The organism is Flavonifractor porci, from assembly GCF_037572415.1.
GTDB lineage: Bacteria > Bacillota > Clostridia > Oscillospirales > Oscillospiraceae > Flavonifractor > Flavonifractor porci.
The window spans coordinates 125363-138009 of record NZ_JBBHLB010000007.1; the positions used below are offsets into that span (position 1 = coordinate 125363).

A 12647-nucleotide genomic window follows, 5' to 3' on the forward strand; every position below is an offset into this window, starting at 1 on the left:
TCCGATAAATACAGATGGTTTTCTGATCGCTCCCGCCTGCTCCGGCTTCCATGAGCCGAGCCTCCACAGCCGCGCCGCCTGACTCACGCCCAGGGGTCGGCGGACTTGGGGGTACGGACACCGGTGAGCAGGTATTGCTCCCAGAGGAACCACTTCCCATCGCTGCCCCGCTGTCGGAGTTTGATGGGGCGAGGGCTGTCCGCGCCGCCGCAGGGGATAAACAGTTTCATATAGCCCTGCTCCTCACCGGAAACATGGTTGCTTTCCACCCGGATGGTATAGGGCTGGTTGGGTGTGTAATTGTTGTCGGGGGTAGAGCCGGCGAAGTAGGTGAATGGAAGGTAGGTCTTTCCGTCACGAAAACGGTCGTTTAAGAAGGAGATCTCCTGTCCGTTCAAAGGACGGGGCCCCCGCAGCCAATTCAGCATATCCGTGCCGATCTGCCGGTCAGCGGCATAGGCGCACAGGGCCAGCACGGTCAGCGCCGCCGTCTGAAAGGGGGTGTCAAGGACCGCCTCCGGGAGAGCCTGTAGCTGGGCAAGGCTCTCAGGGAGGGCCACGAAGGTAAAGGTTTCCCGCTTGTTTCCAATGGCTGTGGCTGCCGTCGCCGCGGCATCCACGGCGGACTGCTTTAGCCTGTCAAAAATACTCATACAAATACTCCTTTCACGCCTGTCCCACACTCGTGCGCCTGATGTTCTCTCAGCCATAGGCGCGTATCAGATCCATACAGGTCATGCCCTCGCCAAAAAAGGGTGGACACACACCGGTTTCACGATCCTGCTGGATATGGAGAGATTCGCCGGATGGGTCGATCAGCACCGGGAAGCTGCCGCTCATGCGGGTGCCCGCGCCGTCCGAGAGGTCCAGATACAGGCAGTCGCCCTCCATACGCCAGATGCCGGAATATGAGTATGCATACTCCTGTCCATCCTCCGGCTGATGGTAGAGATCGATGCGTCCGGAATAGTCCGGGTCGCTGTCGCCCCAGCCGAACTCCATGTACCAGTGCTCGCAGGTCCAATTTGTGTAAGCCAGCCCCCAGTCTGTGGGAGGCAGCCACCAGTCGTCCCCGGACGGCTCCCAGTCCTCGGGGTAGTCCAACCCGGTCACATAGCCCCAGATGCCGAAATCCATCAGCATGGGAAGGTAGTTCTCCCCGGTGGGCACGATGGGAATGCCGTATTCATCGGTCAGCGGGAGCCACTTCACCTCCACGCCATCGTTTGTCACAAGGACGATCTCCGTGTCCGGTTCATCCCGCCATTGCTCATAATTTACGAATATCAGTACAGGCTGGGCACACTCTTCCCGGTAGAGCACCTCACCCGGTACAGGCCAAACGCCGTTACCGAGCGATTCCCAGGTGACATGGTTCACGGCAAGGCTGGTATTCTCATCCCGGGGAACGATGCAGAATAAATCACCCCAACCTGCGCCGAGGATACATTCGGCCGGTATATGCAGCAGAAACGGCATCGCCTCGACCAATCCGGCACAATTCTCCACCAGCCAGTCCGACAGCGGGGTGGAGTCCCCCTGCTTCCTGTATCCCAGATAGGCGACCGCGCCGGCGTACTGGTCATCGTATGCCATGGCGTCATACAACAGGTTCAGGGACTCCTCCGCCAATTCCGCCTCCGCTGTTTCTTCCCCGCTGCCGGAGAACACACCCACCCTGGAATCTTTTTCTCCCTTGCTGCCGGAAAGGGTGCCCATCGCACCGTCCGTTTCCGTTTCAACGGGCGGTGTGTCTTCTCCTCCGCAGGCGGACAGGCCAAGGGCCAGTGCCATGCACAAAATCGCCGGGAGAAAGCGGCGCCGGAGCAAATTCTTCATCATCCGGCCTCCTTCTCAGAATTTCCCGCTGCGGCCGCTGCCGCCGCCCCCGCTTTCGCTGTAGGTGCTGCCGCCGCTGCCGCCCGAGCTCTCTTTCTGGATCTTGGTGCGTGTTTCGGTGGTATGGGTGTACCGGTCGTACTGCTTTGTCAGGTGTAAGCCGCCAGCGGTGAGGTACGCATCGGCTTCCGCCTTTTGATGGACGGACTTCATCTTACGCAGCAGCCACAGGCAAACCGTCCCCGCAGCCAGACAGGAGCATCCTGCTGAAATGACGAACCAGATCCAGTAAGGACGGCGCACCGGCTTGCCGGCGTCGGCCTTCGTCAGATATTCCTCACAGGCGTCCAAGTAATTGGAAATGCCGCCATACCAGTCGTTTTCCCCAAAATCGCCCAGGAATTGCTCCTCCAGCTTCTCCTTCCCATATTCATCAAAGGCATACTCGGCGTATTCGCCGTAGACGAACATGGCATAGTTCCGCTCGGCCATGCTCAGGAGCACGATGATGCCGTCCCGCCCGCTGCCCATACCGAGCTCACTGCCGTGATAGAGCTGATAGGTGACCTCATAGATACTGCCGTTTCCGAATTCCGTGTAATCATCCACAAGAGCAAAATAAACGCCGCAATCCTGCTTTTGGGAAATAGCTTCGGCCCGAGCCTCCAGCTTTTCCCACTTCTCATAGGGGAGAAGGTCTGCAGCATCAAATACATACTGCATCGTGACACTGCCCTGCACCGGTTCTTCCAAGCCGGCATCCTCGCCGGAGCCGGCCGGCGGGCAATTTGTGCGGATGTAATCCTCCGCCGTTTCCGCCATGGCGTCCACTGCCTGGGTCAGCGCCACGGCGCTCATGGTCATGTCCTCGCCGTTCCACGCCCGCGCCGCCATATAGGGCTGTACCGCATCGTAGACGGCGTCGGACAATTCCTGGCCGCTGCCCCGCTCATCGCTCAGTCTGGTGTAGACACACCAGTCATTTTCGTCAACCATCCTGTAGGTATCCCCATCCTGCGGTTCCAGCAGAATGGTCAGCGTTACGCCCTCCTTGTGCTCGCCATAGCCATAATCATATTCCTCATAGATCCCCGCGGCGGCGTCGCCAAGTCCGTCATAGCTGTTTTGGGTCAATACATCCACCCGCAGATCAAGGCCCAGCGCCTGGGAGAGCTGGGGGAGGGTCTGTTCTCCCTGCATGGTCAGTTCCTGCGATCCCAAGGATTCCGTTTCGTCATAGATCACGCCGTACTCCATTGCCGCCATTGCGGGAGTGCAGAGGGACAGCGCCAACAGGAACGCCAGCGCGAGAGCAGTATATGCTTTCTTCATATCCGGTCCGCCTCCTTTCTCACGGCAATAGGACCAGCGCCGAACTGATCACAGACAGGGGGACGGCGATGGCGGCAAACAGCCCCCAGAACTTCCCCCAGCTGACCGGCAGGTCGCCCACCAGCTTTCCGGTCTGTCCATTCATGGCAAAGAGGAAGTCCTTCCCATGCCACTTGGTATTCAGCATCCAGACGGGCATCAGGGCGTAATGCACCTTGCCCCTGCGCAGGTGAACGCTGCTGTCTCTGAGAACGCAGAGGTCATAACGCTTCACTGTGCCGCGCAGCGCGGAGGCAAGGGTCCCCTCACAGCGCTGATCCGCCCGCTGCCGGCTCTGTTCCACCGTCACATCGAACTTATCGGCCAGGAAGCCGGGGAGATACGCGGTGGAAAACGGCTTCAGCTCCTTGTAGTCATAGGGTTCAATGGAGTCCATGTGGCCGTCCGGCATCTTGCTGGAGGCGTCCACCGGCACCTTCTCAAAGGTGACGGCTCCGGCCCGGTAGACATCGTAGTGTTTCGTCTCCGTGATCTCGTAGTCGCCGGAGCGGTATGTACGGGAGCGGGCAGCCTCATAATGGGCGTCGCCCTCCGCCTCGCCGTCGAACATCCAGAAGGGAACATAGATCCCCCGGATCTCCTGCACATGATTTTCACCGGTAAAGCTTTTCGGCAGGAAAAACTTCCCTTTGTAGTGGGACTTGAGGGCCTTTACCGCATCCTCCTTGCTCAGCTTGAACGGAACGATGAAATCCGGCCGCAGTGCCCCGGAGAACTGGCCCGGCACCACGGTGGGGTTCCCGCAATAGGGGCAGGAGGTCGCCGCCGTGCTCTCCTCGCAGATGAGCTCCGCGCCGCAGCTGGGGCAGCCGTAGGCCCGCATACCGTCGCCCTCAGCCCCCCAATCCTCGCAAAAGTCAGAGGTGTCCCATGCGCCTCCATCCGCGGCTGGCGCGCTCTGCCCGGCGCCGCCTTCCTCCGTCGCCTGCTGGGCTTCTGCCGCCTTTTTTTCTTTCTCTGCGTAGAGCGCCTCGATCTCCGCCACATCATAACTGGCGCCGCAGTATTCGCACTCCAACCGGCCGGACGCACCGGAGAAATGCAGCGGTCCCGTGCAGCTGGGGCATTGATAATTTGTTACCTGTGTTGGCATCTGAAATTCCTCCTTCCCATGCCGGCGCTGTAACGGTCTATACCGAAACAGGCCGTAATCCGCAGAAGATCAGCCGAGCGGGTCGGTGAGCAAGCTGTCCAGCGTCAGGACGCACAGCTGCGCGTCGTACTTCGGCATAAACGGCAGGCTGACTTCGTTCTCCCCAGCGCCGATCACCATCTCCTCGCCGCTGGGACTCATCAAAATCGGATAGGTCTCCGAGATATAATACGGGCCGTCTGTGACGCCATAGTTATCACCGCCAACAAGGGACAGGCTGACGGTCACATAACTGGGCCCATCCATGACGGATGTGGTCGTCCAGAAACCGCTCCACACCTCTTCCCACGTCGTTTTAGAAGGATCGGCACCCTCGTATTCCCAATACAGTTCGACCGTTCCTCCCATCTCATCCTCGGGAAAGAACCACAGGTAGTAATTTGCGATACGGTCCGTATCCCATGCCGCTGCCTGCGTTATCCAGCTGCCGCCAAGCCCGGAGGCATAGACGCCGCTCCAGCCGTCTGCCAGCCACGGTGCAAGCTCGGAAGGAACGCCCTGCCAGCCGTATTCCGTAAAGTCGAAGGAGAGGTAGTCTCCATCGTCCGATACACAGGGCACAAGGCAGCTCAGCGCGTCAAGGGACGGCCACCATTCGCAGGAGTTCCCGCGGTTGTCAGTGATCCAGACCTGCGTGTCGGTCTCGTATGCAACGCCGTCAAGATTTGCAAAGAGCAGCACCGGTTCCCCGTTTTCCGACCGATAGCAGACCTCGGTGTTCTCATAGGTATCGGTGTTCTCATTCCATCGCACACGATTGATGGCAACCGTCGCATTTTCATCCAGCGGCACGATACCGTACAGATGGCCTGAACTGCCGATGATGCGGGTTTCGTCGATCTCCGCAAGGAAGGGATATTCCTCCAGCATGGCCTGGTCTGCCGCTGACAGCCAATCGCCGGCTTTTTCCACATAGCCCAGATAAGCCGCGCCGAACATGGTCTGCGGAAAAGCCATTCTCTCCCGCAGCCAAACAAGAGATTGTTCCGCTTCCGCGGAGAATCCGGTCGGTGTCGGCTGCATATCCGATCCCCCGGCCCCCGGGCGCAGCTTTTCCGGCAGTTTCTGATCGGGCATACCAGACAGCGTCTCACCATCGGCGCTTCGATTTGGTTCGTCTGTTCCCGCTTGCTGTTTTTGCGCGCAGGCACAGAGAGACAGCATCAGAACCAGTATTAGAAAAAATGCGATCACTCGTTTTGATGTCCTTTTCATAACTGCTCCTTTCAAATGTCACTGCTCCATACCATTGCGCAAATGGGGATCGCTCCGCCCCAAATGGGGCGGGAACGATCCCCATTCTGGTGTCATCCAATGCTGTCCGGCATAGGCTCCTCCGCATCGATCAGAGGCAGATACCAGCTGTCATAGAGATTGGGCAGATCCTCCTCATCCACGTCCACCCAATAGGTCCCCCACGGGCGCAGGTAGATATCATAGTGGAATGCATCTCCGCCGTTTTCGTAATCACCGTCAATGTGGATCATGTCCCCATAGTCCACCAGTCCCGGGTCAACGATCCAGTCCCCGTGCTCCAGCGCAATATCCGTGAAGGCGCCGCCCTCGGATGTCATGGTGCCATATATGCTGGTCCCATCATCACTGAGGCTGACCGACGCGGAGACCATCGGTTCCGACTTCGTGTAGTCCTCATCCCAGAGGGTGACAGTGCCCGTGCCGTCCCCGCCGATGTCAATGGCGCCGCAGATGTCCCACCAGGCGCCCTCCATATCCTCGTAATAGCCGGAGCAGCCGGTCATGATCCACCAGCCGTACCAGTCGCCGTTCCACCAGTCCAGCAGTATATCTCCGGTCCCAGTATCCTGACCTGTACCGCTTCCCGCCGTTTCCCGGCTGAGTGTGGACGGATCGACGGTGATCTTACCGGTTTTGTCGCCGAATGCCTCCTCAAAGGTCACCTCGACCTTGCTGGTGGTATCCGCCAGCACAAAGGCGGTGCGGAGTTCAAGGGTTTCACCCGGCGCGACATCCGTAAATTGACTGTCGATCACCGTGTCGTAGGAGTCGCTGTTCGCAAAGACGGTGGCGATAGCCAATTCTGCGCCGTTCTGTATCGCTGTTTCAGAGATGGACCAGACATAGGAGCCGCTGTCCTTGCTGTTGTTGGTAAAATCCAGCGTCAGGACCAGCGCGTCGTTTCCATCTGAGTCCTCCATGATGCTGGCCCCCTTGTAGAGCAGCGCATAGTCCCCGATCTGGAGCGAATTGGATTCTTTCGGGTCGTCCTTGCCGCAGGCGGCCAGACTGAGCAGCATCGCCGCCGCAAGCAGGACGCAGAATAACCTCGTGCGTTTCATGTCAGGCCCTCCTTAAAAGCCACTGAGTTTGAATGCAACCAGTTCCATTGCGGACTCGTCCGCTCTGTCTTCGGTCATAATGGCAAGGATGCTGCCGTCAGCCAGCTTCGCGCCGCCGCAGAACCAGGGATAGTCCGTGCCGAACAGGTCGCCGTCATCCGCCTCGCCGAGATAGGTGCCGTCCTTGGTCCAGAGCACCACCTCACGCATATTTCCGTCCAGGGCCAGATAGCCATTTGCGGTCTGCGTAATAAAGGTAATGCTTCCCAGGCCGCCTCCGTCGGAATCTGCCAAAGTCATTTGCAGCGCGCCATTGCTGTCATAGACAAACACCTTGTGACCGCTGCCGTCCACGGCAGACCCACAGACATAGATGTGGCTGTCGTCGATCAGCAGATGACTGAGGATATCCACTTCCTGGAATACCATGGGCTCCGTCTTGAGGGCTCCGCCGGAGAGCGTGATCTTTTCACATTCCGTTCCGGAGAACCAGCTGACGCCCCAGGTCCCGGATGGGTGCATGGTGACGTGATCCGGGCCCTCATAGGACGCCGTCTGTGCGCCGTCCTTCCAGCTGATCAGCGGCTCCATAAAATTCGCCAGCCAGAGGGTCCCTGTGGTGTCGGCGGAAATATCCTCATATTCCGCGTCCAGCACAATATCCTCCGCAAAGTTCAGAGATGCGCCGTCGTAATCGAAGCGCTTCAATTCTCCGTCCACCAGAAGGTAAGCCTGATCTCCTGTGACAGCAGCTGCGTGATTGAAGGTCTCCTTTGTGATGATGCAGTCTGTAATAGGCAGCCACTGGCTGCTGAGCGTGTGCGTACCCACCATGACGCTGCGGGGCTGGGCGGAAAAGGGCTCACCCTCCCAGTACCAGGGGCCATCCTCGTTTCCGGTATCCTCCAGATGGATCGTCAGGCCGGAGAGCAGCTTGTCTACACGCTCATCCTCGTACTCGCCGATGATCTCCATAAATACGGTGGCTCCCGCGCCCTCCACCCGGTTCATATACCGCAGGCAGGGGGAGCCCCAATAGTTTCCTTCTGCCTTGAGGCAATCGATGCCGCCGACGGGAGTAAGATCATAGGCCTGATCGACTGCATATTCGTACTCGTCAAAGCCGTAGCTGGTGAGATAGTCCCGGAAGGTATACGGATCTTCCACAGAAACGCGGATCTCCGCATCGACGATGCTTCCATCCTCGCCTTCCTTGGGAAGCGTCAGGATGATCTTGGAGGATGTTTCATCGTCATGAAGGTCGTCCTCCTCATAGACCCAGCCGTCCGCCTCATCGTAAGTAAGATCCCACAGATTTGTATGGATCGTTGTTCCGCTTCCCGCTTCCACAGGAGGCTTTGTCTGCTCGGTTCCTTCCGATGTCGAGCTGGGCTCCGGGTTGTCCTTGCCGCAGGCAGTGAGGCTGAACAGCATCAGCGCCGCAAGGAACAGGCACGACAGCTTGAACTTGGTTTTCATGGCCATTCTCCTCTCTGTCCTTTCTTATTTTTTGTTGCTGAAAAACGGCGTCAGCAGCTCGGCTACCTTGCTGATGGGCATGGTCTGCAGGATCACCTTGCCGGGTCCCCGGACAACGGTATTGAAAATACCCTCTCCGCCCAGGAGCATGTTCTTTGCGCCCTTGACCGCAACCACATCCATGGTGCAGCTCTCCTCCATAGCCGCCAGGTACCCTGTGCTGACCAGAAGCTCCTGTCCGGCGCTCAGGTCATACTCTGCCGCGTGACCGTCGATCTCAATAAAGGCGATCCCGTTTCCGCTCAGCTTCTGCATGATGAAGCCCTCGCCGCCAAAGATGCCGGAGCCCAGTTTTTTCTGGAAGTGCATGGACAGCTCCACACCCTCCTCAGAGGCAAGAAACGCGCTTTTCTGCACAATCATGGACCGGCCGGCACTGATGTTCAGAGCCTTGATGGCCCCGGGAAAGCTGGAAGCGAAGGCGATGAACCCGTCCCCACCCTCTGCGGTGAACTTGTTCTGGAATGCGGAATCACCGGACACCAGCCGCCCCAGCATCTTCTTCATACCGCCTCCGGTGGTGGTTTCCATTTTCATATTTGGGCTCATCCAGCTCATGCTGCCGCTCTCCGTGATCATGGATTCGCCTGGGGACAATTCACATACGACGACCGGCAGATTTTCTCCTAAAATTTCATACTTCTTCATGGTGAAGCTCCTTTCATTTTCGTTGTTTTCTATTGCTCCAAGATATTCTTATCCGTTGATTGCGCCGCCGCAAAACTCGCAGCAGCCGCTGGCATCCGGTGTGGTGGTCGCCCCGCAGTACGGACAGGTCACCGCCGCCTTGGGTGCTGCTGCCGCGGCCGCTTCCTCCCGCGCCTGCTGCCGGACCTGCAGCAGCGCATCCCGGATTTCACAGCCCATTTCCTCATATTGCCGGTATTCCACGCTGGAGCGCACCTCCTCCGCGTTGGAGGTCAGGGAGCCGCCGCCCATTCCGCCGGCTTTAGCCCGGAGACCCCCGCGGGGTCTGCGCATGGCGTTGGGCCCATCCAGCAGTGTTTCCTCATCGTTATCCACTGAGCTGCTGTTGAGTTGGAAGCGGATCTCGCTGAAATAGGGATTGTTGACGTTGATCACGATGTAGAAATCGTAGGAATAGGCATACCGTTTGGGATTGAAGCTCTGCCGCTCTCCATCCTTATCCCTGTATTCGATCTCCGTCCTGCGCTCGTCGATGTCCAGCTTGCAGCCGGTCACATCGGAGAAGGACAGCACATCCGGATTGGCCTCCTCCCAATTTCTGGCGGAGGTGACCATAAACAGACCCGCATCCTCGTCCAGCAGCACCTTGGTACGCTCACCCAGAGTACGGGTGGTGCGAAAAGAGGATACCTTGGCTTGATTGGCCTCCCGGTAGGTCAGCTGCTCCTGGATCTCCGCCACCGTGCTCTGGCGGCGGTCGCTGAACCAGGGGGAGAGCTTGGCGGCGCATTCCTTGCACAGATTGCCGTCCTCCAGCTTGCGGTTGCCCAGCAGCCCGATCTCGCCGCCGCAGACCGAGCATTCCTTTTTATCAAATAGTTTTCCAAAGAGCCCCATCATCTGCACCCCTTTCTGAAGCCGCTTACGCGGTGACCTTCATCTGCATGGCGCCGTAGACATACAATCCCGGCAGCAGAAGATTGAGCACCAGACTGGTGATGCTGAACTGGCCTCCGCCTACAAAACCGATGATGATGGAGATGATCGCTAAGATCGCAATGATAATGCCCCATTTGACGCAGGAAGCGGCCTTCTGGGGTGCGCTGCAGGCCCCGATGCCCTTAATGCCCGCGATAAACTGGATCACAGAGGCCACAGTCACAAGAATGGAACTGGCATAGAGCAGGCCGGTACCCTCCGCGCTCCCCGACAGGACTGCCAGGGCACTGACGCCGAGAATGGCGATGACGCCGGCGATGGCGGCGATGATGCCGCCGATGATCATGAGAATGGATGTGACTTTCAAAATCTTCTGACCTTTCATTTGTAGTACCTCCTATGTTCTGTTTTTATGGATCGATTTGCGTACTATGGCTGTTCATCCAGCAGGCACAGGGCCAGCTCTGTAAAATACGCCCGGAGCTGCTTCGCTGTTTCCTGATCCAATTTCTTCTGCTGCTGTTTGCCGTCAGAGTAATAGAGGGTGCAGGCCGGCTTTTCCGAGCTGCCGTCCGGCTGTTCTTCCAGACGGATCTCCTCCGCAAACGCGGTGAAGGCATCCCACTCCTCATCTGACACGGCCCAGTCACTCCAGATCTCCTGCTTCCGACCGGACGGGGTAAATCTGGCCCGGAGGATATATGGGGCGTCCTCTCCGTACACAACAGACGGACCCCGGTCGAATTGGAAGGAATAGTCCTTGGAGAAGAGAGCCCCGGACTGACCCATATAGAAGCCGCTCAGCTCCGGCGGGGCATAGCGGGGGATCTCCCGTCCAATGGGGTCGGCCAGCTCCTCAAGCAGAGCGATCAGCGTATGGATACGGCGGTCGTTTGGCGGATTATAACGGATGCTCCGTGTTCCGTCTTCTGTGCTCCAGGTCAGGATCAGGCTGGTGGAGTCCCCGCCATCCATGACTTCGATCCCCGGTGGCAGCTTCACCTCACGCCGGTTTTTCGGGATGGGCTCCATCAGCGGGTAGAGCTCCAGAATGATCTGCTCCACATCCGACCACTGAGCCGCGGTGATGGGGACATTCTCTTTGGTGGACGGATGATACCACTCCTCGTCCTCCGCCGTATCCGGATCAAGGGCCGGATAATAGCTTGTTTCCAGAATAGCCACCGGCGAAAGCGTGATGGCAAAATCCGCTCTGGCAACCATGCCGCTGGTGTGGCTGTATGTGACGCCGGTCAAGGTACCGGGCGGCACGGCAGATTTCTTCTGTATGGATGAATCACCTCCCTGATGACCTCTGAAACAATATCCCGCAGCCGCCAGAAGCAGGAACAGACCTACAACAGAAAATACGGCGGTTTTTCTTCCCCGGGTCATCCCTGCACATCGCCATCGTCAAAGGGATCGCCGCACTCCGGGCAGAACTTGGGCGGATGGGCGGGATCGTCCGGCTCCCAGCCGCATTTGTCGCATTTGTACTGGGGCACGCCGGCGGGCTTTTTCGCCCCGCACTCCGCGCAGAATTTCCCTTTGTTCACCGCGCCGCAGGAACAGGTCCAGCCGTCCGCTGCGGGCCGGGGCTTGCCGCACTCCGGGCAGAATTTTCCGGTGACGGCTGCACCGCAGGTACACTGCCAGCTCTCTGCTGCCGGCTTGGGCTCCGGCTTTTTGCTGCCGCAGTTAGGGCAGAAGCTGCTGGTGATGCCGCTTTGTCCGCAGGCGCAGGTCCAGCCAGGGGCGGCAGGCGGGGGCGTGGGTACAGGTGCGGGTGCGGGCTGAGCCTGCTGCTGCGCGCCCATCTGATAGAGGTTCTGGGCGTTCATGCCGCCCATCTGTCCAGCCATCCCCATGCCCATAAAAGCCATAGCGGGACCGGCATTGGGGTTGCTGGCCGCGGACTGCATGGCGCTGGCCTGTGCGCCCACCAGATGGGCCGCCGCCCGGGTGGGGTCCATAAAGGCCGCGTTGCGCTGTAGCTCCTTGATCATCTGCTCGTCTTCCTCGTTGGCCTTGACGCTGGAGACGCCAAAGGAAACGATCTCCATGCCCCGCAGGTCCCGCCACCGGGAGGAGAGCTGCTCGTTGAGGGCTTCTGCCAGCTCCAGGGTGTGGCCGGGGAGAGCGGAGTAACGGATACCCATTTCCGAGATCTTTGCGAATGCGGGCTGCAGGGCGGTGAGCAGCTCCGTCTTCATCTGCCCCGCGATCTGCTCGGTCTTAAAGTCCTCGCTGACGTTGCCGCAGACATTGGTATAGAACAGCATGGGGTTTTTCAGGCGGATACTGTACTCGCCGAAGCAGCGGATGGCGATATCGATGTCGATACCCGCCCGCTGGTCCACCACCCGGAAGGGGACGGGGCTTGGGGTTCCGTACTTGTTGCCGGTGAGCTCCTTGGTGTTGAAATAGTAGATGCGCTGGTCCTTGGGGGCCTCGCCGCCGAAGGTGAAGCGCTTGCCGATGTTCTGGAACACGCCCTTGATGGATTCCCCCAGATCGCCGGTGAAGAGGCTGGGCTCGGTGGACATATCGTAGGTGTACTCGCCCGGCTCGGCGCACATATCCACCACCTTGCCCTGCTCCACGATGAGCATACACTGGCCGTCTGCCACCGCGATGACAGAGCCGTTGGTGATGATGTTGTCATCCCCCTTGGTGTTGCTGGAGCGGCCTGTGGCCTTCTTCCTTCCCTTTACCGCCAGCACATCCGCGGGAATCGCTTCGCAGTAGAAGAATTCCTTCCACTGGTCGGCCATCACGCCGCCGGCTGCTCCCAATGCAGCTTTGATCAGTCCCATAAT

Annotated in this window: 12 protein-coding genes; all 12 read right to left on the reverse strand. The window is 58.8% G+C overall.

The window, feature by feature from the left end; genetic code table 11:
* Window positions 1-83 precede the first annotated feature (83 nt).
* Window positions 84-653 carry a DUF6935 domain-containing protein gene (locus tag WHJ28_RS08260; RefSeq protein WP_340041490.1) on the reverse strand — a complete coding sequence of 190 codons (570 nt, stop codon included), beginning with the start codon at window positions 651-653 and terminating at the stop codon, window positions 84-86.
* A 49-nt stretch (window positions 654-702) separates the two neighbouring features.
* The gene (locus WHJ28_RS08265) at window positions 703-1839 is read right to left on the reverse strand and encodes a hypothetical protein (protein ID WP_340041492.1); all 1137 of its coding nucleotides are present in this window, start codon (window positions 1837-1839) and stop codon (window positions 703-705) included.
* A gap of 15 nt (window positions 1840-1854) precedes the next feature.
* Window positions 1855-3171: a TPM domain-containing protein gene (locus tag WHJ28_RS08270; RefSeq protein WP_340041493.1), complete on the reverse strand. Its 1317-nt coding sequence runs from the start codon at window positions 3169-3171 to the stop codon at window positions 1855-1857.
* Window positions 3172-3190: 19 nt separating this feature from the next.
* Window positions 3191-4324: a TFIIB-type zinc ribbon-containing protein gene (locus tag WHJ28_RS08275; RefSeq protein ID WP_340041495.1), complete on the reverse strand. Its 1134-nt coding sequence runs from the start codon at window positions 4322-4324 to the stop codon at window positions 3191-3193.
* Between the two features lie 69 nt (window positions 4325-4393).
* A complete protein-coding gene (locus WHJ28_RS08280) occupies window positions 4394-5599 on the reverse strand; it encodes a hypothetical protein (protein WP_340041497.1) in 1206 nt (401 codons plus the stop codon).
* Window positions 5600-5691: 92 nt separating this feature from the next.
* Window positions 5692-6702: a DUF5067 domain-containing protein gene (locus WHJ28_RS08285; RefSeq protein ID WP_340041499.1), complete on the reverse strand. Its 1011-nt coding sequence runs from the start codon at window positions 6700-6702 to the stop codon at window positions 5692-5694.
* A 12-nt stretch (window positions 6703-6714) separates the two neighbouring features.
* The gene (locus tag WHJ28_RS08290; protein WP_340041501.1) at window positions 6715-8181 is read right to left on the reverse strand and encodes a hypothetical protein; all 1467 of its coding nucleotides are present in this window, start codon (window positions 8179-8181) and stop codon (window positions 6715-6717) included.
* A gap of 24 nt (window positions 8182-8205) precedes the next feature.
* Window positions 8206-8889, reverse strand: a complete 684-nt coding sequence (locus WHJ28_RS08295; RefSeq protein WP_116721478.1) for a TIGR00266 family protein — start codon at window positions 8887-8889, stop codon at window positions 8206-8208.
* A 48-nt stretch (window positions 8890-8937) separates the two neighbouring features.
* Window positions 8938-9789: a DUF4428 domain-containing protein gene (locus WHJ28_RS08300; protein ID WP_238074044.1), complete on the reverse strand. Its 852-nt coding sequence runs from the start codon at window positions 9787-9789 to the stop codon at window positions 8938-8940.
* A gap of 22 nt (window positions 9790-9811) precedes the next feature.
* Complete coding sequence (locus WHJ28_RS08305; protein ID WP_340041507.1) at window positions 9812-10213, reverse strand: hypothetical protein; 402 nt, start codon at window positions 10211-10213, stop codon at window positions 9812-9814.
* A 44-nt stretch (window positions 10214-10257) separates the two neighbouring features.
* On the reverse strand, window positions 10258-11100 hold the full coding sequence (locus WHJ28_RS08310; protein ID WP_340041509.1) for a hypothetical protein: 843 nt from the start codon (window positions 11098-11100) through the stop codon (window positions 10258-10260).
* A gap of 119 nt (window positions 11101-11219) precedes the next feature.
* Window positions 11220-12644 carry an SPFH domain-containing protein gene (locus tag WHJ28_RS08315; RefSeq protein ID WP_340041511.1) on the reverse strand — a complete coding sequence of 475 codons (1425 nt, stop codon included), beginning with the start codon at window positions 12642-12644 and terminating at the stop codon, window positions 11220-11222.
* Between the last annotated feature and the right edge of the window lie 3 nt (window positions 12645-12647).

Coding starts and splice junctions, on each gene's coding strand:
- WHJ28_RS08275 (WP_340041495.1), bottom strand. CDS start 4,324: ATGCCAACACAGGTAACAAATTATCAATGCCCCAGCTGCACGGGACCG.
- WHJ28_RS08260 (WP_340041490.1), bottom strand. CDS start 653: ATGAGTATTTTTGACAGGCTAAAGCAGTCCGCCGTGGATGCCGCGGCG.
- WHJ28_RS08305 (WP_340041507.1), bottom strand. CDS start 10,213: ATGAAAGGTCAGAAGATTTTGAAAGTCACATCCATTCTCATGATCATC.
- WHJ28_RS08285 (WP_340041499.1), bottom strand. CDS start 6,702: ATGAAACGCACGAGGTTATTCTGCGTCCTGCTTGCGGCGGCGATGCTG.
- WHJ28_RS08265 (WP_340041492.1), bottom strand. CDS start 1,839: ATGAAGAATTTGCTCCGGCGCCGCTTTCTCCCGGCGATTTTGTGCATG.
- WHJ28_RS08300 (WP_238074044.1), bottom strand. CDS start 9,789: ATGATGGGGCTCTTTGGAAAACTATTTGATAAAAAGGAATGCTCGGTC.
- WHJ28_RS08290 (WP_340041501.1), bottom strand. CDS start 8,181: ATGAAAACCAAGTTCAAGCTGTCGTGCCTGTTCCTTGCGGCGCTGATG.
- WHJ28_RS08295 (WP_116721478.1), bottom strand. CDS start 8,889: ATGAAGAAGTATGAAATTTTAGGAGAAAATCTGCCGGTCGTCGTATGT.
- WHJ28_RS08270 (WP_340041493.1), bottom strand. CDS start 3,171: ATGAAGAAAGCATATACTGCTCTCGCGCTGGCGTTCCTGTTGGCGCTG.
- WHJ28_RS08315 (WP_340041511.1), bottom strand. CDS start 12,644: ATGGGACTGATCAAAGCTGCATTGGGAGCAGCCGGCGGCGTGATGGCC.
- WHJ28_RS08280 (WP_340041497.1), bottom strand. CDS start 5,599: ATGAAAAGGACATCAAAACGAGTGATCGCATTTTTTCTAATACTGGTT.